The 19,298-nt window shown below is 65.3% G+C and carries 22 protein-coding genes; 10 read left to right on the top strand and 12 right to left on the bottom strand.

The genetic code is table 11. The annotated features are described in order from the left end of the window. Positions 1-24 precede the first annotated feature (24 nt). Both nrdD and ACIGJC_RS26830 read left to right on the top strand, forming a co-directional pair. Positions 25-204: an anaerobic ribonucleoside-triphosphate reductase gene (nrdD, locus tag ACIGJC_RS26835; RefSeq protein ID WP_483712499.1), complete on the top strand. Its 180-nt coding sequence runs from the start codon at positions 25-27 to the stop codon at positions 202-204. 4 nt (positions 205-208) lie between these two features. Then, positions 209-883, top strand: a complete 675-nt coding sequence (locus ACIGJC_RS26830) for an anaerobic ribonucleoside-triphosphate reductase activating protein (protein ID WP_483712497.1) — start codon at positions 209-211, stop codon at positions 881-883. A 64-nt stretch (positions 884-947) separates the two neighbouring features. Here ACIGJC_RS26830 and ACIGJC_RS26825 read toward each other — a convergent pair whose 3' ends face one another. From ACIGJC_RS26825 to ACIGJC_RS26815, 3 genes are all read right to left on the bottom strand, one after another. Then, a complete protein-coding gene (locus ACIGJC_RS26825; RefSeq protein ID WP_483714403.1) occupies positions 948-1,898 on the bottom strand; it encodes a Bug family tripartite tricarboxylate transporter substrate binding protein in 951 nt (316 codons plus the stop codon). A gap of 130 nt (positions 1,899-2,028) precedes the next feature. Then, positions 2,029-2,787, bottom strand: coding sequence for an SDR family oxidoreductase (locus tag ACIGJC_RS26820; RefSeq protein ID WP_483712496.1), 759 nt, complete (start codon positions 2,785-2,787; stop codon positions 2,029-2,031). A 48-nt stretch (positions 2,788-2,835) separates the two neighbouring features. Next, a complete protein-coding gene (locus ACIGJC_RS26815; RefSeq protein WP_483712495.1) occupies positions 2,836-3,789 on the bottom strand; it encodes a 2-hydroxyacid dehydrogenase in 954 nt (317 codons plus the stop codon). 109 nt (positions 3,790-3,898) lie between these two features. Here ACIGJC_RS26815 and ACIGJC_RS26810 point away from each other — a divergent pair, with 109 nt between their 5' ends. Beyond that, positions 3,899-5,041, top strand: coding sequence for a citrate synthase (locus tag ACIGJC_RS26810; protein ID WP_483712494.1), 1,143 nt, complete (start codon positions 3,899-3,901; stop codon positions 5,039-5,041). Positions 5,042-5,152: 111 nt separating this feature from the next. Further along, positions 5,153-5,584 carry a hypothetical protein gene (locus ACIGJC_RS26805; protein ID WP_483712493.1) on the top strand — a complete coding sequence of 144 codons (432 nt, stop codon included), beginning with the start codon at positions 5,153-5,155 and terminating at the stop codon, positions 5,582-5,584. Here the strand turns inward: ACIGJC_RS26805 and metC are convergent, their stop codons facing one another. The 6 genes from metC to ACIGJC_RS26775 form a co-directional block, all read right to left on the bottom strand. Beyond that, complete coding sequence (gene metC / locus ACIGJC_RS26800; RefSeq protein ID WP_483712491.1) at positions 5,585-6,811, bottom strand: cystathionine beta-lyase; 1,227 nt, start codon at positions 6,809-6,811, stop codon at positions 5,585-5,587. Positions 6,812-6,871: 60 nt separating this feature from the next. Continuing rightward, a complete protein-coding gene (locus tag ACIGJC_RS26795) occupies positions 6,872-7,900 on the bottom strand; it encodes a D-cysteine desulfhydrase (protein ID WP_483712490.1) in 1,029 nt (342 codons plus the stop codon). A 34-nt stretch (positions 7,901-7,934) separates the two neighbouring features. Next, on the bottom strand, positions 7,935-8,660 hold the full coding sequence (locus ACIGJC_RS26790) for an amino acid ABC transporter ATP-binding protein (RefSeq protein WP_483712488.1): 726 nt from the start codon (positions 8,658-8,660) through the stop codon (positions 7,935-7,937). Between the two features lie 44 nt (positions 8,661-8,704). Further along, positions 8,705-9,364 carry an amino acid ABC transporter permease gene (locus tag ACIGJC_RS26785; RefSeq protein WP_483712487.1) on the bottom strand — a complete coding sequence of 220 codons (660 nt, stop codon included), beginning with the start codon at positions 9,362-9,364 and terminating at the stop codon, positions 8,705-8,707. Between the two features lie 73 nt (positions 9,365-9,437). After that, positions 9,438-10,238: a transporter substrate-binding domain-containing protein gene (locus tag ACIGJC_RS26780; RefSeq protein ID WP_483712485.1), complete on the bottom strand. Its 801-nt coding sequence runs from the start codon at positions 10,236-10,238 to the stop codon at positions 9,438-9,440. Positions 10,239-10,556: 318 nt separating this feature from the next. After that, positions 10,557-10,904: a DUF3088 domain-containing protein gene (locus ACIGJC_RS26775; RefSeq protein ID WP_483712483.1), complete on the bottom strand. Its 348-nt coding sequence runs from the start codon at positions 10,902-10,904 to the stop codon at positions 10,557-10,559. A gap of 223 nt (positions 10,905-11,127) precedes the next feature. Here ACIGJC_RS26775 and ftrA point away from each other — a divergent pair, with 223 nt between their 5' ends. The 3 genes from ftrA (at position 11,128) to ACIGJC_RS26760 (ending at position 14,032) form a co-directional block, all read left to right on the top strand. Next, positions 11,128-12,126, top strand: a complete 999-nt coding sequence (gene ftrA, locus ACIGJC_RS26770; RefSeq protein WP_483712481.1) for a transcriptional regulator FtrA — start codon at positions 11,128-11,130, stop codon at positions 12,124-12,126. A gap of 246 nt (positions 12,127-12,372) precedes the next feature. Further along, the gene (phaZ, locus tag ACIGJC_RS26765) at positions 12,373-13,611 is read left to right on the top strand and encodes a polyhydroxyalkanoate depolymerase (RefSeq protein ID WP_483712480.1); all 1,239 of its coding nucleotides are present in this window, start codon (positions 12,373-12,375) and stop codon (positions 13,609-13,611) included. A gap of 220 nt (positions 13,612-13,831) precedes the next feature. Further along, positions 13,832-14,032 (top strand): hypothetical protein, encoded by a 201-nt coding sequence (locus tag ACIGJC_RS26760; protein ID WP_483712479.1) that lies wholly within the window; start codon positions 13,832-13,834, stop codon positions 14,030-14,032. A gap of 27 nt (positions 14,033-14,059) precedes the next feature. On the opposite strand, the gene ACIGJC_RS26755 is transcribed toward ACIGJC_RS26760, so the two are convergent. The 3 genes from ACIGJC_RS26755 to ACIGJC_RS26745 form a co-directional block, all read right to left on the bottom strand. Further along, positions 14,060-14,830: an IclR family transcriptional regulator gene (locus tag ACIGJC_RS26755; RefSeq protein ID WP_483712477.1), complete on the bottom strand. Its 771-nt coding sequence runs from the start codon at positions 14,828-14,830 to the stop codon at positions 14,060-14,062. 87 nt (positions 14,831-14,917) lie between these two features. Beyond that, positions 14,918-15,940 (bottom strand): 4-hydroxy-2-oxovalerate aldolase, encoded by a 1,023-nt coding sequence (gene dmpG / locus ACIGJC_RS26750; RefSeq protein ID WP_483712476.1) that lies wholly within the window; start codon positions 15,938-15,940, stop codon positions 14,918-14,920. Positions 15,941-15,951: 11 nt separating this feature from the next. After that, positions 15,952-16,920: an acetaldehyde dehydrogenase (acetylating) gene (locus tag ACIGJC_RS26745; protein ID WP_483712474.1), complete on the bottom strand. Its 969-nt coding sequence runs from the start codon at positions 16,918-16,920 to the stop codon at positions 15,952-15,954. Between the two features lie 529 nt (positions 16,921-17,449). Here ACIGJC_RS26745 and ACIGJC_RS26740 point away from each other — a divergent pair. The 3 genes from ACIGJC_RS26740 to ACIGJC_RS26730 all read left to right on the top strand — a co-directional run bounded on the left by ACIGJC_RS26740 (position 17,450) and on the right by ACIGJC_RS26730 (position 19,291). After that, on the top strand, positions 17,450-18,271 hold the full coding sequence (locus ACIGJC_RS26740) for a DUF2092 domain-containing protein (protein ID WP_483712473.1): 822 nt from the start codon (positions 17,450-17,452) through the stop codon (positions 18,269-18,271). Positions 18,272-18,283: 12 nt separating this feature from the next. Continuing rightward, positions 18,284-18,808: a hypothetical protein gene (locus ACIGJC_RS26735; protein ID WP_483712472.1), complete on the top strand. Its 525-nt coding sequence runs from the start codon at positions 18,284-18,286 to the stop codon at positions 18,806-18,808. A gap of 156 nt (positions 18,809-18,964) precedes the next feature. After that, positions 18,965-19,291, top strand: coding sequence for a hypothetical protein (locus ACIGJC_RS26730; protein ID WP_483712471.1), 327 nt, complete (start codon positions 18,965-18,967; stop codon positions 19,289-19,291). Positions 19,292-19,298 lie beyond the last annotated feature (7 nt).

Here is a 19,298-nt window from a genome sequence, read left to right as displayed (position 1 = left end):
CCAACCCCAGCAAGAAGAACCACCATGATCAGCCAATCGCAACGCCTGGAAGCCACCGTCGAACTCGAGCAACACGAACGCCAGCGCTGTGAAGTCTGGACGCGCGTGATGGGTTACCACCGTCCCGTCGCCAGCTTCAACACCGGCAAGAAGGGCGAGCACGCCGAGCGCCGCTTCTTTGCCGAGCAGCGCTGCGCGGCCTGATGCCATGGGCAGCCTGCGCATTGGCGGCCTGACGCCACTGACCAGCATCGACTTTCCCGGCCGGCTTGCCGCGGTGGTGTTCTGTCAGGGTTGCCCGTGGCGCTGCGGCTACTGTCATAACGCCCACCTGATTCCTCCGCGCGGGCCCGACCTGCTGCCATGGAATCAGGTGATGGATTTCCTGGCGAACCGGCGTGGCCTGCTGGACGGCGTGGTGTTCTCCGGCGGCGAGCCCACGCTGCAGGCATCGCTGCCCGATGCCGTGCGCGAAGTCCGCGCCATGGGGTTCCAGGCGGCCCTGCACACTGCAGGCATGTACCCGGAGCGGCTCGCGTCAGTGCTGCCGTTGATGGACTGGATCGGCCTCGATATCAAGGGGCCGGCACATCGCTACGACGCGATCACCGGCACGCCCGGCAGCGGCTCCCGCGTGATGGCGTCGCTGGATCTTGTCGTCGCGAGCGGCGTGGACTACGAATGCCGCACCACGTGGGATTCGGAGCTGTTCAGCGAAGACGAACTGGACGGTCTCGTCGGTACGCTGGCGGAGCGTGGCGTCCGTCATTGGGCTTTGCAGCCGCGTGGCACGGAGGGCAGACCCTGCGTCGCCGCGGCCGATATCGCCCGCCGATTGAAAGCCGCGTATCCGCAAATCTCCATGCGGCTGCCTGCTGCGTGAGCGACACGACGGCCGTCCTTGCGTTGAACGGCCAAGCGTGTCGCCACCCCGGAATCAAACGCCATTACTCCGGCTGGATTCCCGCTTCCTTCACTACCTTGCCCCACTTCGCAAGGTCCGATTTGATCAACGCCGCATACTCCTGCGGCGTGCCGCCTTGCACGTCGATGCCCGCCGTTTCCAGCTTGGCCCGCACCTCCGGCAGCTTCAGCGCCGCGTTGATCTCTGTGTTCAGCCTGGCCACGATCTCCCTGGGCGTGCCCGCCGGCGCCAGGAAGCCACCGTTGGTGTTGGCGTCATAGCCCTTGAGCCCTTGTTCCTCGGCGGTGGGGACATTGGGCAACGCCTTGGACCGCTTGCGCGTGGAAACGGCCAGTGCGCGCACATTGCCCGATTTCACCTGCTCCTGAATCGCGCTGATGGTGTCGATGTAAAGCACCGTGCGGCCGGCGATAAGGTCGGGATGCGCCGCGGACGAGCCCTTGTAAGGCACCAGCAGCACCGGCGCACCACTAACCATGCGGAACATCTCGGCGGCCATTTCCTGCGCGCTGCCACGACCCGACGTGGCCACCTTCGCTTCGGCCGGATTGGCCTTCATCCAGCCCACCAGCTCGGGCACCGTCTTCGCCGGCAGCTTGGGGTAAGCCGCGAACACCAGCGGGATCTCGTGCGTGTAGACGATCGGCTCAAAGCTCTTCTCAGGGTCCCAGCCGAGATTCTTGAACAGGAACTTGTTGATGTTGTGGCTGCCGCCGACGATGCCGATCGTGTAGCCATCGGGCTTGGCATTGGCCAGGACCGCGGTGCCCAGGTTGTTGGAGGCGCCGGGTCGGTTCTCGACGATGAACGGTTGGCCGAGCTTTACCGACAGCTTCTCGCCGACGACGCGGGCGATCAGGTCAATGCCGCCGCCGGCCGGCGCCGGGACGATGATGGTGACTGGTCGCGTCGGATAGTTGCCTTGGGCACCGGCCCCGCCGGGCGCCATCATGATGGCGGCACAACCGGCCATCGTGCCGATCAGGGTACTGAATCTGCTTGGGGTGAATCGCATGGGGTGTCTCCGTCTGGATGCTGGTCAACTTCAGTCGACTCTGGTGGCTCCCACGGATGCGAGGCCCGTGGGAATGTGGGCGGGGATGTCAGCCGCGGCCGACGAACGGCATGGCGCTGGCCATGACGGTCATGTTCAGGACATTGGTGTCCAGCGGCAGCGAAGCCATGTGGCGCACCGCATTGGCCACGTGGCTCGCGTCCATCATCGGTTCGGGCGCGACCGTGCCATTGGCCTGGAGCACGCCGCGCGTCATGCGCTCGGACAACTCGGTCAGCGCATTGCCGATATCGACCTGGCCAGCGGCGATGTTGAAGGCGCGGCCATCGAGCGCCAGCGCCTTGGTCAGACCCGTGACAGCGTGCTTGCTGGCCGTATAGGGCGCGGTGAACGGCCGCGGCGTATGCGCGGAAATCGAGCCATTGTTGATGATGCGGCCGCCCTGCGGCGACTGGCGCCGCATCAGCGCGAACGCCGCGCGGGCGCACAGGAACACACCGGTGACGTTGGTGTTGATGACGGCGAACCATTTCTCCAACGGCAGTTCGTCCATCGGCACAGCGGGTGCGTTGACGCCGGCGTTGTTGAACAGAAGGTCCAGCCGGCCGAACTCGCGCTCGATCGTGTCGAACAGCGCCTGCACGCTGGCAGGGTCGGTCACGTCGGCGGGGACGGCCATCGCGGCCTGGCCGCGTGCGGCGGCATCGGCCGCCAGCGCCTGCAGCGGCTCGGCACGCCGGCCAGCCAGCACGACGGTCCAGCCGTCTTCAAGCAGCGCGAGCGCGGTGCGGCGGCCTACGCCGCTGCCGGCACCGGTCACCAGGGCGATCTTTCGGGATGCGGTCAAGATGGTCTCCAATGGAGGTTGTGTGCAGGGTGTGCCGGGCACGTTGGCTCAGGTGGTCAGGCTCATCACAGGACGCTCGCCCGCCAGCGCCTGCGCCACGCTGTCCAGCACCATCTGCGCCATGGCGCCGCGCGTCTCCCACGTGGCACTCGCGCGGTGGGCTTGCAGCGTGGTGCGGTCCGACTGGCGCAGCGTCAATGGCACGCGCGGTTCATCGACGAAGACGTCGAGCCCGGCGCCGGCGATGTGGCCCGCTTCGATGGCCTTCGCGAGATCGGTCTCGTTGACGAGCCGCCCGCGTGCCACGTTGACCAGGTAGCCCTGCGGGCCAAGGGCATCGAGCACGGCTGCATCGATGAGCCCCTCGGCCTTGTCGGCGGCCGCGCACAGCACGAGCGCATCGCTTTCGCGCGCCAGTTCAAGCAGGTCGGCGACGTATGCGTGGGGCACGTCGTCCATGGCGCGCAGGTCCGTATAGCGGATCGGGCAACCGAACGCAGCTGCCCGCGCGGCGACGGCACGGCCCACGCGACCCATGCCGACGATGCCGACGCGCATGCCGCTGAAGCGGCGCGCCAGCGGAATCGCGGACGGCGACGGGTGAAGTTCCCAGTTGCCGTCGCGGACAAAGCGGTCGACCGCGCACAGGTTGCGGCAGGCCGCGATCAGCAAGCCGATCGCCAGGTCGGCCACATCCTCGGTCAGCGCGCCGAGCGTGGCGGTGACGGGCAGGCCACGCTCGCGGCAATAGGCCAGGTCCACCGCATCGGTGCCCACGCCGTTGACGGCCACGACCTTCAGCGCCGGCAACTGCTCCAGCATCGCGCGGGAGATTCCGGTGTGGCCTCCCGTGATCACTGCCTCGATGGAGGAGCCATGCTCTCGCAGCCACGCGGCCTGATCCGGGATTTCGAAGTACTTGTGGACTTCGTAGCGCGCGGCAAGCGCCTCATTGGCGGCGGGAATCAGGATCGGGTTCAGTTGCAGGATCTGCGGCTTCATGGTTGGTGTCGCGAGGCTTGGAGGAAGTAGGAATATCGTAGGCAATAGTTGATTGATCACGCAATATTGATATATAAAATCAACATAAATCCGTTTCAGCGAGTGATTGATGAGTTCGTGGATATCGATGGACGAGGCCTGCACACGCCTCGCGGTTCGGCCGCAGACCGTGTATGCCTATGTCAGCCGCGGCAAGATCGAGGTCATGTCCGATCCGGCCGATACGCGCCGCAGCCTGTACCGCGCCGAAGACGTGGCAACGCTTGCCAAACGCAAGCAGGCTGGCCGCAAGCACGAGACATTGGCCACCAACACGCTGTTCGGCTCGGAGCCCAGCATCCCGACGGCCATTTCCACGTTCGTGCGCGAACGGCTGTATTACCGCGGTGAGGATGCGGTGGCGCTCGCCGCATCGGCCACGGTGGAAGAGGCGGCGCACCTGCTGTGGGATGCGGACCGGATTGCGGATTTCTCATCGTCGGCACGCGTCGCCCGGCCCGGACGCGTGGCCGCGTTCAAGACCCTCGCCGAACTGGCCGCCACAGGCCATTCCACGCACGGCCGCATGACGCGCGTTCTGCATGGCGAATGCCAGAGCCTCGTCGGGCAAATCGCCAACGCGTTTGGCGCGCAGCCGGGGCAGCAGCCATTGCACCTGCGCTTCGCGCAGGGTTGGGGACAGCCGGCGCCGGTGGCCGAACTGCTGCGGACCGCGATGGTCCTGCTGGCCGACCATGAACTGACGAGTTCCGCGTTTGCGGCGCGCATCGCGGCATCTACCGGCGCCTCGCTGCCGGCCTGCCTGCTGTCCGGCCTGACCACGTTGTCAGGACCGTTGCACGGCGACGCATCGGGACGGGTGAAGGCGCTGTTCAGCGAGCTGGAGCGGCAAGGCGAGGACGAGGTCATTGCCCATCACCTGTCGACCGGCTTGCCGCTTGCCGGCTTCGGCCATCACCTTTATCCGGAGGGCGATCCGCGCGCGAAGGCGCTTCTGGACTTGTTCGAGCCCCCGCGTGTGATCGCGCGCTTCATCGAGAAGGCAACGCGGCTGACTGGTCTTCAGCCGAACATTGACGTGGCCCTGGCGGCTTTGGTGACGCACTACGGACTGCCGGAGGATGCGGCATTCGGCATGTTTGCGACCGCGCGCAGCGTGGGGCTGCTTGCGCACAGCCTGGAGCAGTTGGCTGTCGGGCAGGTCATCCGTCCGCGTGGGCGCTACGTCGGGGTAGCGCCCGGACGGGACTGAGGGCCGATCCGGCGCGAGACAGGGCCCTATGGTAAGGTTTATGAGATCTGTTCCTGCCATCATGGTGATGCATGGACGGCACTTATTTGCTGTAGGGGAGAACGACGCAGCGTGAGTGATGCAAAGCAGGACCTGCGGCGCAAGCTGCGGGCCGAGAAAGTGGAAAGCAGCAGGGCATTGCGCCTGAGCGTGCCGCCGGAGGCCAGGCCCGCGCCGGTCAGCCGGCAAGAGTGGCTGCGCCAGCGCAAGGCGCAGCTGCAGGCCGCCCGTGCCGCTGCCAGGCAAAGGCGCGACCTGCTCAAAGCCGAGATCCTGTCGGCAGCGCGCGACATCGCGCGCGAGGAACGCGTTGCCGCGCGGCTGGAAACGGAACGCCTGAAGGCGGAAGCCAAAACCGAGCGGACCCACGCGCGCGAGGACGAGCGGGCCGCGGCCAAATTTGAGCGCGGCCAGCCCGCGCGCCCGGCGTCAAAACGAAAGACGCTCTCGCAGGAGAAGCGCAAGCTGGTCTCCTACACCGACCTGCTGCGCATGCGCAAGTGATCAGGTCGCGCAGGCCTGCTCGGCGCCTGCTTCCGCATGTTCCGTTTGGGACTCATGCGAGGAGAGCGCCAGCAGGCCCCGCTGCAGGTCGTCGATCAGGTCCTGCGGATCTTCCAGTCCCACATGCACGCGCACGGCCTGTCCCTGGTAGGGCCAGCGCGAGCCCGTGCATCCCTTGCCCGGCGTGAACGGGATCGCAAGGCTTTCATAGCCCCCCCAGGAAACACCCAGTCCGAAATGCTCGAGCGCGTCGATGAAGGCCGCGAGCGATGCCTGCGAATTCGTGCGCAGCACCACCGAGAAGAGGCCGCAGGCGCCGGTAAAGTCGCGCTTCCATAGCGCGTGTCCCGGATGGGAGGGCAAGGCCGGATGCAGCACCGCCTCGACCTGCGGTTGCCGCTCCAGCCATTGCGCGACCTGCAGGCCGGACTGCCAGTGGCGCTGCAACCGGACGGCCATGGTGCGCAGGCCGCGCAGGGCCAGATAGATATCATCCGGGCCCGCGGTCTGCCCCAGGTCGTACGTCGTCTGCTTGACCAGAGGCCAGGTGTCGCGGTTGCAGGTCACCACGCCGAGCATGGCGTCGGAATGGCCCACGATGTATTTCGTGGCGGCCTGGATCGACACGTCGACGCCGTGCGCGAACGGCTTGAAGAATAGCGGCGTCCCCCAGGTGTTATCCATGACGACATAGGCGCCGTGCCGGTGCGCCGCGGCGGAGATGGCGGGAATGTCCTGGATGTCCAGCGTCTCGGAGCCCGGCGATTCCACGTAGACGACGCGCGTATTGGGCCGGAACAGCGACTCGATCGGCTTGCCATCAACCGGATCATAGGTCTCGACTTCGACACCGAAGCGCGCCATGACGCGCTCCAGGAACGCGCGTGTCGGCGAATAGGCGCTGTCGCTCACGAGGACGTGGTCGCCCGAAGACAGCAGCGCGGTCAGCGCGGTCGTGACCGCGGCAAGGCCGGAAGGAAAGACCAGCGATCGATAGCCGCCTTCGAGTTCGGCAATGGCTTCTTCGAACGCATGCGTGGTGGGCGTGCCATAGCGGCCATAGGTCGTGGCGCCGGGCTCTTCCGCGGCGCGCGCGCGCTTCATCTCTTCCCATTCGGCCATTGAACCCGCGAGGATGGTCGAGGCCCGGAAGATCGGGGTATTGACGACGCCGCCGAAGCGCTCCGGATGGCGGCCGGCACAAACGAGTTGGGTGCTTTCCTTCATTGGATCTCCATGGATGGTTGATGCGGCATCCGCGCCCGCGGATGCCGCCGGGATGTCTGGTCAGCCGGCAGAGGGCTGGAGGGCAGCGGCCTGGAGCACGTCGCGATAGGCGAACAGCGCCGGTGCGCCGCCGGTATGCAGGAACAGCAGCGGACCGTCGCCGTCGAAGCGCTTGCGCACCACGCCGTCGAGCAAACCGGCCATCGCTTTGCCTGTGTAGACCGGGTCGAGCAGCATGCCCTCCATGCGTGCCAGGAGCCTGATCGCGTCGAGCGTGCCTGTGTTGGGCTCGCCATAGCGCGGCAGGAAGTACTCGTCCCACAGTTGGAGCCGCATTTCGGTCGGCACTTCGATGTCGAGCAAATCCGCGGTTGCGTCGATCAGCCCCGCGACCTTGGGCGCCTGGGCTTCGACAGTCCGCGAGACGGTGACACCGACAACCTGCGTATGCGGCATGGCATGGGCCAGTGCCAATGCGAGCCCGCCGTGCGTGCCGGCACTGCCGGACGCCAGTACGACGGCCGAGAATGAAACGTCCATTGCCTCCGCTTGCTGTGCCAGTTCCAGGCCGGCCTGCACATAACCCAATGCGCCAAGCGGACTGGAGCCGCCGATCGGCACGACGTAGGGCTTGTAGCCATCGCCACGCATCCGTTCGGCCAGCGCCTGCAGTTGCGCATCGGCGTTGTCGAGCGAGGCCACCGGCTCACTGCGCGCGCCGAACAGGTCGAGCAACAGGCGGTTGCCGCTGTGCAGGTAATCGACATCGGTGGTGCCGGTGGGGTTCTCCAGCAACGCGTGGCAGCGCAGTCCGAGACGGGCCGCGACGGCGGCTGTCTGCCGGACATGGTTCGACTGGATCGCGCCGGCCGTCACCAGCGTATCGGCACCCTGGCGCAACGCGTCGGCGGCCAGGAACTCCAGCTTGCGCAGCTTGTTGCCACCAAAGGCAAGCGGCGTGGTGTCATCGCGCTTGATATAGACATCGCGGCCGAGCATTGCGGACAGCCGATCGAGCTTCTGCAGGGGCGTCACCGCGCCAACCAGGTCGAGGCGGGAAAATGATGCGAGGCGATCCGAGATTTTCATGGTTTGGTCTTTGGGGAGATAAACGCGCGCCGCATCAGTGCAGGATCTTCGCCAGGAATTCCTTTGCACGGGCCGACTTCGGATCGCCGAAGAAGGCGTCCTTGCCGGTGTCTTCAACGATGGTGCCGCTATCCATGAAGATCACGCGGTTGGCCACCTTCTTCGCGAACCCCATCTCGTGGGTGACGCAGATCATCGTCATGCCTTCGCGCGCCAGTCCGGTCATGACGTCGAGCACCTCGTTGATCATTTCCGGATCGAGTGCCGACGTCGGTTCATCGAACAGCATGGCAACCGGGTCCATCGACAAGGCGCGCGCAATGGCGACGCGTTGCTGCTGTCCACCGGATAGCTGCGCGGGAAATTTGGCGGCATGCGTTTTCAGGCCGACGCGGTCAAGCAGCCGCAAGCCCTTTTCACGGGCCTCGTCCTTGCCGCGCTTCAGCACCTTGACCTGCGCCAGCGACAGGTTGTCGAGGATGGTCAGGTGCGGGAACAGCTCGAAATGCTGGAACACCATGCCGACCCGCGAGCACAGCTGCGCGAGGTTTATCTTCGGATCGCCGACGCTGACGCCGTCCACGCTGATGCGGCCTTGCTGGAACGCTTCGAGCCCGTTGACCGTCTTGATCAGCGTGGATTTGCCCGAACCCGAGGGGCCGCAGATCACCACGACCTCGCCTTTTTCCACGCGCGTGCTGCATCCATCCAGCACCTTGAATTGTCCGTACCATTTCGATACGCCTTCGAGGGCAATCATGTCGTGTCTCCTGCTTGCAGATGGTTGTTGTTGGATAGCGCTGATCAGCGCGTCACGCGCAGGGTCAGCCGTGCCTCGATGCGCCTTTGCACCCATGACAAGCCGGTGCTGAGCAGCCAGTAGATGGCGGCCACCGACAGGTACAAAGGCAGCGGCTGGAACGTGGAGGCAATGATTTCCTGCGACGATCTCAGCAGCTCAGTGACGGTAATGACCGACACCAGCGAGGTGTCCTTGATCAGGCTGATGAGCGTGTTGCCGAGGCTCGGCACGGCCAGGCGCAAGGCCTGCGGGCAGACGATGTAGCGCAGCGTCTGCAGGTGGCTCAGCCCGAGGCTGTGCGCCGCGCTCCATTGCCCGCGGCTGATCCCCAGGATCGCGCCGCGCATGCTCTCCGACAGGTAAGCGCCGGCATTGGCTGTGAGGGTCAGAATGCCCGCGCTGGTCGGGTCCAGGGAGATGCCGAGGTCCGGCAGGCCGTAGTAGACGACGAACATCTGCACCAGCAGCGGCGTGCCGCGCATGACGCTGACATAGGCTCGGGCGATGCCGCTGAGGACGGGGTTGGCACTGATGCCCATGATGGCGACGACGATCCCGACCAGCAGGCCGAAGATCATCGAGGCCAGCGCAAACTTCACGGTGATCGCGGCGCCTTGCAGGAGCACCGGCGAGGCATGAATAATCAGGTCAATAGGGTTCATGATGCGATCCATTGCGGTGGCCAGGCACGCCCGTTCCGGACTTGGACGGGCGTGTCGTCAGGCGTGGCGGTGATTACTGTGCGAGGGGTTGGCTGGCGTCGGTGCCCAGCCACTGGACAGACAGCTTGCGCAAGGTGCCGTCCTGCTGCAGCGCGTTCAGCGCGTCGTCGATCGCCTTGGCGAACTTCGGGTTGCCCTTGCGGAACGGAATCCCCATTTCGAGCTTCGTACCGGCCAGCAGTGCGCCGGTGCGCAGCGGCAGGTTGGCGTTCTTGATCAGGTACGGGAGCATCAGGCGGTCATTGAGCGCGGCATCGATACGGCCAGCCGCGAGATCACGCAGGTTTTCCGAGGTGCCCGGATAGGTCTGCACCTGGATGCCAGGCACTGTCTTCGCCAGGTCGGCATAGTTGCTGCCCAGCGTGACGCCGACGGCTTTGCCCTTCAATGTTTCCAGCGACGGGAACTCGCGTTTGTCGTTGCTGCGCTGAAGCACCTGGACCGCGGAATAGACATAGGGCTGCGTGAAATCGAGCGCCTGCTTGCGCGCCGGCGTCATGCTCACCTGGTTGACGATCACGTCGAACTTGCCGGCCTGCAGGCCCGCGATGATGCCGCTCCATTCGGTGGTGATGAACTGGGCCTTGACGCCCATCTTGTCAGCCACCGCGCGAGCCACCGCGACGTCGAAGCCATCGAGCTCGCCCTGGGTGTTGCGATAGCCGAACGGCGGGTACGTGCCCTCCATGCCGACCTTCAGGACGCCGCTGGCCTTGACGGTGTCCAGCAGGTCTTCAGCCTGTACGGCGGGTGCGGTGAAACCGAGGACGGTCGCGAGCAACGCCCCCTGCAACAGCGATTGCAGCAGCTTCATGCCTTGTCTCCAATGTGGTTTTAGGTCTTGTCGATGGGCAGCATCAGTGCCCGACAGGTCTGTGAAACGACGTTCCTGACCGCTGACGGAGCCCTCGCCGGCCTTGGCGACGTCGCCCTGTGGGGTCACCATGTCGTCCTGGCCGTGAGGGAAATCGTAGTGATCCGTCAGGGGAAAAAACTTTCAAAAGACCGGGAGGCGAAGCGCGTTCGTGGAATTTTTTTCTCCGTACATCAGGTTAATGACAACGGAGTTCCTGATACCTGGAGTGAAGCGCAAAATGCCTCTCCCTTTGGCAACGGCTTCGCGGATCCGCGCTCAGCCCGCCGGGCGCGCTACGCCATATTGCGACGACAGGTAGCGGCGGATGTGGTCAGGAGAATCGATGAACTGGGTCTGGCCGGCCACGCGGACCTCCACGCCGTTGTCGACCGGCGCGCGCCCGGCGCCGAGCACCAGCACAGGGGCGGACTGGTTGGCTTCGCCGATCAGTTCGACGATCGCCTGCCGCGGGCGCGGCGCATCGATGTACTCGACATCGATCTCGTTGCGCAGTTGCGGGAAGAAGCTGAGCAAGCCTTCGACCGCAATGGCATCGCCGCAGTAGAAGGGCCCTTCCGTGCCTTGATAGAAGCCAGGGCGAAGCATCAGTAGCTTGTCTTTCATGTCTCTCTCTATGGGTTGAAATGAGTGGTGGTCGCCGTTGCCCTTGCTTGCCGGGCCGCGAACCACCGGACAAAGGATAGGGTCGGGTGGGTAAACCCACTAGTGGCACGAACGACAATTAACGTCCGGATCATGCCAAAATCTGCCGAGGGGAAAATCGCGTGAAACAGGGCGCGGCAATCCTCCGCCAGGTGGCCTCAACCGCTCATTCATTCGACCTCTCGTGCCAAAGAAAGAATCGCAATCCGGTGCCCACGGTGGGCTGGTAGCCGTGGTGGTTTACGACGGCCTGAGCCTTTTCGAATACGGCTGCGCCGTGGAAGTCTTCGGTCTGCCCAGGCCGGAAATGGGCGACGCGTGGTATCGCTTCGCGACCTGCTCGGCCGATGCGGGGACGTTGCGCGGTGCGGGTGGCATCCAGGTGCAGGCCGACAGCGGCCTGGAACTGCTGTCGAAGGCGAAGACCATCATCATCCCCGGGTGGCGGGGCATCGAAGCCGAAGTGCCGGAGGCGCTTTGCCACGCGTTGCGCAAGGCGAACGGGCGCGGGGCGCGCGTCATGTCGATCTGCACCGGCGCGTTTGTGCTCGCCGCAGCGGGATTGCTTGACGGCAAGCGCGCGACGACGCACTGGCGTCATGCTGCAGCCCTCGCGCAGCGGTATCCGGAAGTACGGGTGGAGGCAGACGTGCTCTACGTCGATGCCGGCGATGTCCTGACTTCGGCAGGCAGTGCGGCGGGCATCGACCTGTGCCTGCACCTGATTCGCCGGGACTTTGGCCCGCGCGTGGCCAATCAGGTCGCACGCAGGCTCGTCATGCCCCCGCACCGTGAAGGGGGGCAGGCCCAGTACATTGCGGAGCCGGTGTCGAAGCGCAGCAGCGCGTCGCTGGCGCCGCTGCTGGACGGGGTTCGCGCCACCCTGGGAGAGGACTGGCCGATTGTCAGGATGGCGGAGCAGGCGGCAATGAGCGCCCGCACCTTCCAGCGCCACTTCGTCAACATGATGGCCATGCCGCCGGGAGAGTGGCTGCTGATCGAGCGGATCAGCCGGGCCAGGGTATTGCTGGAAGAGACGGCCTTATCGCTGGACGATATTGCCGTGCAGGTGGGGTTTGGCGCCGCGGCTACCTTGCGCAATCACTTCCGCGCGCGGCTTGGAACGAGTCCTGGTGACTATCGGCGGCGTTTCAGTGCATCGGACCAGCATGGATCCCGGTGAGCGGCGGAGCAGGCTTTGAAGTCGCGGTCGGGTGTTTGGCATCAAAGGCGAAATGCATCTTCGGTGCCGCGGCGGTAGTGGTCCGCCCTATAGTGGAACTCAGGTACCGCGCTCACACCCGCACAGGTGCGAGGGTCGCGGACCAGATTCCGCGTGCGTCCGCCTCGACATCGCGTCGGCGAAGCCATCCGGGCCGATGAAGCCTGCAGCCTTGGCCGCCGGCCCGCCACATCCTTGGAGGCCTCCATGCTCTACCGGTACATGGAGTATCAGCGCGCAATATTCGCGCCATTTGCTGCGTGGGCAGCGAACGCGGCAAGCGCGCTTTCCGATCACGGTAACGTCCTGTCGCGGATACCGGGCGCTCCCGCCTTTGCCGCTGGTTACGAGACGCTGTACCGGCTCGGACAAGGCAACGACAATCCCGGCTTCAGCATTGCCGCGGTCGAGCACAACGGATGCGTCCTCCCGGTCGTCGAGCAGGTCGTCCTGGAGCGGGCATTTTGCCGCCTCTTGCGCTTCGCCGCCGATACGGCCGCACTTGGCGCCGCGGCTCCGCCAAGACCGGCGGTGCTGGTCTGTGCGCCGCTTGCCGGGCATCACGCTGTCATGCTGCGCGAGGTCGTCGAAAGTTTATTGCCCGAGCATATCGTCTATGTGACGGACTGGATCGATGCGCGCTGCGTTCCACTGGCGGAGGGGCCGTTTCACCTGGATGACTACGTCACCGAACTTCAGGCGTTCATCCGCCGGATCGGCGCGGCGCAAGCGCTGCACGTGATTGCCATCTGCCAGGCCACCGTGCCGGCCCTGGCGGCGGTTTCGCTGTTGGCCAGCGCGGACGAGCCCACGCCCAGGAGCCTGATCCTGATCGGCGGGCCGATCGATGCGCGTCACAGCCCGACTGCGGTCGGTCGACTGGCCGCGGACCACCCGCTGGTGTGGTTCCAACGAAATCTGATCTATACCGTGCCCGACCGCTACGCCGGTGCCGGCCGCAAGGTGTACCCGAATTTCCTTCAGCTTGCTGGCTTGATGGCGGCGCAGCCTGGTCTCTTGCTGGCATCGCACTGGGACTATTATTCGGAACTTGTGCTGGGCGACCACAAGCGTGCCGAAGCGCTCCGGCGCGTTTGCGATGCCTACCTCGCGGTGCTGGACATGGCGGCCGAGTTCTATCTGGATACGATCGAGATCGTGTTCCAGCAATTCCGCCTGGCGCGCGGCAATTGGTTCGTGCGAGGCCAGCTTGTGCGTCCGCAAGACATCCGCGCGACTACGCTGCTCACCATAGAAGGCGACCACGACGCCATTTCCGGCTGCGGGCAGACACAGGCCGCGCACCAATTGTGCCGGGGCATTGCGGCGCGCGACAAGCGGCATGTCACGGCGCCGCGGTGCGGTCACTACGATCTTTTCGGTGGCCCGCGATGGCACCTCGAGATCTACCCCGGCATCCGGGCCCTGATGCGGCAGGGTAGCTAGCGCCACATGCCGGCGCCGGACTCGGCTTCGCTCCGCTGCATCGCAGCACATCCATCCCTTGAATCCGCCGACAAGACGGTTTAGGGTACATGCTCGGTGTGCGCAGAGTCAGCGCCTTCTTGCACCGGGTTCACCAGTACTTTCAACCGTCCTCCGTGGAACTACCTCCACGGGGCAGCAGTCGCAGTTCCTTTTTTCGCCCACGACAAAGGAGCCTGACATGCTCAGTCCGCATGAAATAGCCGCGCTGCTGCTGCTAGGCGATGCACAAGACATTGACGATCTCGAACCGGAGCAGCTGGATGGACTGCTGCTCCACAAACTGGTGACGCTGGAGCAGGGCCACGGCAGCGGCAATGTCCACCCCCGCTTGACGCGTCAGGGATATTCCATGCTCGATGCGATGCGCCGCATTCCATAACCCGGCACGGTGGCGGTAGCGCGGACTTCATCCGAGCGTGCCGCCGAGCTTCGCGCTAATCGCCTGTGCCGCGCCGCGCACCGTGGGAATCAGCGCGCGCAGGCGTGCCTCGTCGGTGGAATCGGTCGTGCCCGTAACGCTGACGGCCGCCACGGTCTTGCCGCTCGCATCGCGGATCGGTACCGCGACGCAGCGGATGCCCGGCGCGTTCTCTTCCAGGTCGAACGCGTAGCCGCCTTGCGCATAGGCGTGCATGCCGGCTAGCCAGGTCTCAAGCGGCAAGTGGATGTTGCCGCGCTCGGCATCGTACTGGTAGCGGGTGCGCCACGACGCCTCGCCCTCGTCCAGGATCAGCGCCTTGCCCACGCCCGTGCAGCAGACCGGCTTGCGTCCGCCGATGCGCGAATTGACGCCGATCGGACGCTGGGCGTCGATCTTGTCGAGATAGATGATTTCGTCGCCATCGAGCATGGCCAGGTGGACGGTATCGCGCGTCTCGTCCGCGAGTTGCTCGATGTTCTGCCGCGCACTGCGGGCAATATCGGAATCACGGTAGGCGGCGAAGCCCAGCTCCAGCAGCCGCGCGCCCAGCCGGTAGCCGCGGCGGGGTTCGAATTGCAGGTAGCGGGCCTGCACCAGTGCCGAGGCCAGGCGGTGGGTGGTGCTGAACGCCACACCGGTACGGTCGGCGATTTCCTGCACGGACTGGCAGCCGTCAGCAACGGCATCGACCACATCCAGTCCGCGAAACAGCGTCTGGCTGGCCAGGGTTCGAGTGGGGTTTGGCGTTCTTGACATGGCAGGAAGTGTAACGCCGCTGGCGGACAGCCCACCAGCGGCGCGACGCTGCAGCCTGGTCGTCAACGATACCCGGGCGGTGCTGCCTTACGCCTTCTTGAGCAGATCCAGCGCGACGTCGACGATCATGTCTTCCTGGCCGCCCACCATGCGGCGCTTGCCCAGTTCGACCAGGATGTCCACGGCCTTCAGGCCGTACTTGTTCGCGGCGATTTCGGAGTGGCGCAGGAAGCTGGAATAGACCCCGGCATAGCCGAGCGCCAGCGTTTCGCGATCGACGCGGACAGGGCGGTCCTGCAGCGGGCGCACGATATCGTCGGCGGCATCCATCAGCTTGTACAGGTCGGTGCCATGTTCCCAGCCCAGGCGTTCGATGGCGGCGATGAACACTTCCAGCGGCGCGTTGCCGGCGCCGGCGCCCATGCCGGCCAGCGATGCGTCGATGCGGTCGCAGCCTTCTTCCACGGCGACGATCGAGTTGGCCACGCCCAGCGACAGGTTGTGGTGCGCGTGGATGCCCGTATGCGTGCTCGGGTCGAGCACCGCCTTCAGCGCACGGAAGCGGTCGCGCACGTCCTGCATGCCCAGCGCGCCGCCCGAGTCCACCACGTAGATGGTGGTAGCGCCATACGATTCCATCTTCTTCGCCTCGACGGCGAGGTTTTCCGGCGTGGTCATGTGGCTCATCATGAGGAAGCCCACGGTGTCCATGCCGAGTTCGCGCGCGCGTTCGATGTGCTGGCGGGACACATCGGCTTCCGTGCAATGCGTGGCCACGCGCACGATGCGCGCGCCGGCCTTGTAGGCATTGTCGAGATCGTGGATCGTGCCGATGCCGGGCAGCAGCAGCGTGGCGATCTTCGCGTGTTCGATCTCGCCCGCGACTGCTTCGATCCACTCGAGATCGGTGTGGGCGCCGAAGCCGTAGTTGAAGCTGGAGCCTTGCAGGCCGTCGCCGTGGGCCACTTCGATCGAATCGACGCGTGCCTGGTCCAGCGCGCGGGCGATGTCCTTGACGTTCTGGATCGAGTACTGGTGGCGGATGGCGTGGCTGCCATCGCGCAGCGTCACGTCGGAGATATAGAGTTTCTTGCCGGGGTTGAAAGTCATGGCGCGTTTCCTCAGGCGTTCAGTGCGCATTGCGCCATGCGTTCGGCGGTGGCGAGCGCGGCGGAGGTCATGATGTCGAGATTGCCGGCGTAGGCGGGCAGGTAGTGCGCCGCGCCTTCCACCTCCAGGAACACCGAGGTCTTGAGGCCGCTGAAGCGGCCCAGGCCCGGGATGTTCAGCGGGGCATCGGCGGGGATCACGTCGAACTGGACGCGCTGCTTGAGCCGGTAGCCCGGCACATAAGCCTGCACGGCGGCGGCCATGTCGTTGATCGATGCTTCGACTTCGGTCTGGTTCGCGGCATCGCTGAGCACGTACACGGTGTCGCGCATGATCAGCGGCGGTTCCGCCGGGTTCAGCACGATGATGGCCTTGCCCTTGGTCGCGCCGCCGATGACCTCGATTGCCTTCGACGTGGTCTCGGTGAATTCGTCGATATTGGCGCGCGTGCCGGGGCCGGCCGACTTGCTGCTGATCGACGCGACGATTTCCGCATAGTGAACCTTCGCCACGCGCGACACCGCGGCGACCATCGGAATGGTGGCCTGTCCGCCGCACGTGACCATGTTCACGTTGCGGGCGTCCAGACGCGTTTCCAGGTTGACCACGGGCACGCAGTACGGACCGATGGCCGCCGGCGTCAGGTCGATCATGCGGATGTCCGGCTTCACCTCGCGCAGGCGCGCGTCATTCTTGATGTGGGCGCCCGCGCTGGTCGCGTCGAACACCACGTCGATGTCCCGGAACTCGGGTAGGTTCAGCAGGCCTTCGACGCCTTCATGCGTGGTGGCCACGCCCATGCGGGCGGCGCGCGCCAGGCCGTCCGACTCGGGGTCGATGCCGACCATGGCGCCCATTTCCAGGTGTTTGCCGTGGCGCAGGATCTTGATCATCAAGTCCGTGCCGATATTGCCCGATCCGATGATCGCGGCCTTCAGTTTCCGATTTGCCAATGGAGCCTCCGTCCTCGGGGCCGCCATGGCGGCGAACCCCATTTCTTTGAAGTGCTGTAAATCGCAGGCCAAGACATCGCCGATCCGGGCCGGGAATGCTCCTGCGCTGCGGGGCAAGATTACTCCTCGGTTTCTGAAATATCAACATGTAAGATGCATTCTCATATATTGAGATAAAAAGTGAAGGAAGCGCCGTGCTACAAGACTGCCCGAGTATCGGTCAGGTCATATAGGCGGTGCGGTGAGAGGTATTCGCTACTTCACGTCATCGAGGCACGCGTGCCGCAGCGGCGCCTTGTGTCGCCCATCGCATCGGTGACATCGAATCGAATAAATGCCTGCGCGCAAAAGTTTCACTTCGCCTGGCGTTGGCGTCGTGGAGAATGGCATCCACTGTGGCTGCGGCTGGGCCACAAGACGGGCATTCGGGCGGGGGGCTTTCAAGCCTCGCGAGCTGGCCTTTCATGCAGCGCTTGATCGCGCGCATCACCCGAACTGAGGCGGGTATCGCGCATTGGTGTCCGGTAAGACCAAGGGCCGTTCAACGGAGAACTTCATGGCACGCATCAAAGCTCTGAGCTTGCTTGTTGTCACGCTGGCGGCGTGCAGCAGCACGCCGCCGCAGTCTTCCAATCCACCGGCGAGTCCGCCGGCACAGGCCAACCCCGCCCCGGCGCAGACGCCGGCAAGCGCCGCGCCGGCCGATGCCAAGGCCGTCGACCCCGCGGCCATCCAGGCCCTGAAAGACATGGGCGCGTACCTGCAAACGCTGAAGCAGTTCGAAGTGATGATCGAACTGTCGGGCGAGCGCGTGCTGGCGGACGGCCAGAAGCTTCAGCACACCGCCACGGCGGATCTCGACGTGCAGCGGCCGAACAAGCTCCGTGCCGACATGCGCACCGTCAACGGGCGTCGCGAGCTGATCTATGACGGGAAGACCGTGACGCTCTACACGCCTGCGCAGAAGTACTACTCGCAGGTCAAGTTCGATGACAACCTGGGCGTTCTTGCCCAGCGCTTGCGCGAGCGCTTCGCCCTCGAAATCCCCTCGACCGACCTGTTCCTGTGGGGCACCGACGCCGCGCCGATGGACAATATGCAATCGGCGATGAACGCCGGGCAGGACATTGTCGGGGGCGAGGTCTGCGACCACTACGTGTTCCGGCAGGGAGAGATCGACTGGCAGATCTGGATCGCCACCGGGGCTCGCCCACTGCCGCGCAAGCTGGTCATCACCAATCGCGCCGACGAGGCCCGGCCCCAGTCGGTCACGCTCTACAAGTGGAAGCCGAGTCCGAAGTTCGGCAACGATGTCTTCGCGTTCAAGCCGCCGAAGGATGCCAAGGTGGCCGAATTCGTTCCGGTCAAGGCCAGGTAAAGGAGCGATGCCATGACATACCTATCCTGCAAGCGATTCGTGGTGGGCCTGGCGGTCCTGGGGCTGGCGACGGCTGGCTGGACACTTCCTGCGCAGGCGCGGCCGGGCGGCGGCCTCGGAGGTGGCGGCGGTGGCGCTCATGCCGGCGGTGGACGCGGTGGCGGCGAGGCGCAGGCGCGCCAGGTCAACAACCAGCGCGCCGACGCGCGCACCAACAATGTTCGCAGCAGCAGCGTGAACAACGTCAATAACGTCAATGCCAACCGCAACGTCAACGTCAACTCCAACCGCAACGTCAACGTGAACGTCGACAACAACAACGGATGCTGCGGCGGCGGTTGGGACCATCCGGTGGCGGCGGCGGCGGCCGTGACGGCTACCGTGGCGGTCACGGCCGCGGCGATTGGATCGATGGTCCGAACCGTGCCGCCGGGCTGCGTGCCGGTGAACTATGGCGGCATGGTGTACCAGCAATGCGGTGCCACGTGGTACGCGCCGCAGGGGTCGCAGTACATGGTGGTCAACCCGCCGTACTGAGGAACCGGAGCAGGGCGGGGCCGCCAGTCCGTGTGCGCTGGCGCCCGCCTTTCACGACGGCCTATACTGCGAAGGCGAAATGCGTTTGCGAAACGCGCGCCCCCAGACCGATGGCTCCGGTGGCCGCCAGCTTCGATTCGATCAACAGGAGCCTCCATGCATTCACCCATGATCCGCGTGCTGGGCGCCGCAGCGACCGCGATACTGCTGGCCGCTGCTTCATCGGCAGCGTTTGCTGCTCCGCCCGCGGATAGCCGGCCTCTGGTGCTGGATACCCACAGCGGCATCAGCGACGGCAAGCGCGGCGGCACCGAGCTTCAGACCGCACCGCTTTCACTACGCGGCGCAGCGGGAGCGCAGCAGAACATCGCACAGGAGACGCAGTATCCGCTCGTCGTCGCACCGTACATCGAGGTGCCCGGTGGCGGGCAGAGACCTCCGTATCCGTCGCCGCGTACGCGGCCGACGCCACATATGCCGTAGAGCGGTA

The sequence above is a fragment of the Cupriavidus sp. C3SS-1 genome, assembly GCF_057073755.1.
Note: the sequence above shows the minus strand (reverse complement) of the source record. Positions and strands in the feature narration are given on the sequence as shown.

Excerpts from the sequence above, each read along its gene's own strand:
- nrdD (WP_483712499.1), top strand. The coding sequence starts at position 25 with ATGATCAGCCAATCGCAACGCCTGGAAGCCACCGTCGAACTCGAGCAA.
- ACIGJC_RS26830 (WP_483712497.1), top strand. The coding sequence starts at position 209 with ATGGGCAGCCTGCGCATTGGCGGCCTGACGCCACTGACCAGCATCGAC.
- ACIGJC_RS26825 (WP_483714403.1), bottom strand. The coding sequence starts at position 1,898 with ATGGCCGGTTGTGCCGCCATCATGATGGCGCCCGGCGGGGCCGGTGCC.
- ACIGJC_RS26815 (WP_483712495.1), bottom strand. The coding sequence starts at position 3,789 with ATGAAGCCGCAGATCCTGCAACTGAACCCGATCCTGATTCCCGCCGCC.
- ACIGJC_RS26810 (WP_483712494.1), top strand. The coding sequence starts at position 3,899 with ATGAGTTCGTGGATATCGATGGACGAGGCCTGCACACGCCTCGCGGTT.
- metC (WP_483712491.1), bottom strand. The coding sequence starts at position 6,811 with ATGAAGGAAAGCACCCAACTCGTTTGTGCCGGCCGCCATCCGGAGCGC.
- ACIGJC_RS26795 (WP_483712490.1), bottom strand. The coding sequence starts at position 7,900 with ATGAAAATCTCGGATCGCCTCGCATCATTTTCCCGCCTCGACCTGGTT.
- ACIGJC_RS26790 (WP_483712488.1), bottom strand. The coding sequence starts at position 8,660 with ATGATTGCCCTCGAAGGCGTATCGAAATGGTACGGACAATTCAAGGTG.
- ACIGJC_RS26785 (WP_483712487.1), bottom strand. The coding sequence starts at position 9,364 with ATGAACCCTATTGACCTGATTATTCATGCCTCGCCGGTGCTCCTGCAA.
- ACIGJC_RS26780 (WP_483712485.1), bottom strand. The coding sequence starts at position 10,238 with ATGAAGCTGCTGCAATCGCTGTTGCAGGGGGCGTTGCTCGCGACCGTC.
- ACIGJC_RS26775 (WP_483712483.1), bottom strand. The coding sequence starts at position 10,904 with ATGAAAGACAAGCTACTGATGCTTCGCCCTGGCTTCTATCAAGGCACG.
- phaZ (WP_483712480.1), top strand. The coding sequence starts at position 12,373 with ATGCTCTACCGGTACATGGAGTATCAGCGCGCAATATTCGCGCCATTT.
- ACIGJC_RS26760 (WP_483712479.1), top strand. The coding sequence starts at position 13,832 with ATGCTCAGTCCGCATGAAATAGCCGCGCTGCTGCTGCTAGGCGATGCA.
- ACIGJC_RS26755 (WP_483712477.1), bottom strand. The coding sequence starts at position 14,830 with ATGTCAAGAACGCCAAACCCCACTCGAACCCTGGCCAGCCAGACGCTG.
- dmpG (WP_483712476.1), bottom strand. The coding sequence starts at position 15,940 with ATGACTTTCAACCCCGGCAAGAAACTCTATATCTCCGACGTGACGCTG.
- ACIGJC_RS26745 (WP_483712474.1), bottom strand. The coding sequence starts at position 16,920 with ATGGCGGCCCCGAGGACGGAGGCTCCATTGGCAAATCGGAAACTGAAG.
- ACIGJC_RS26740 (WP_483712473.1), top strand. The coding sequence starts at position 17,450 with ATGGCACGCATCAAAGCTCTGAGCTTGCTTGTTGTCACGCTGGCGGCG.
- ACIGJC_RS26735 (WP_483712472.1), top strand. The coding sequence starts at position 18,284 with ATGACATACCTATCCTGCAAGCGATTCGTGGTGGGCCTGGCGGTCCTG.
- ACIGJC_RS26730 (WP_483712471.1), top strand. The coding sequence starts at position 18,965 with ATGCATTCACCCATGATCCGCGTGCTGGGCGCCGCAGCGACCGCGATA.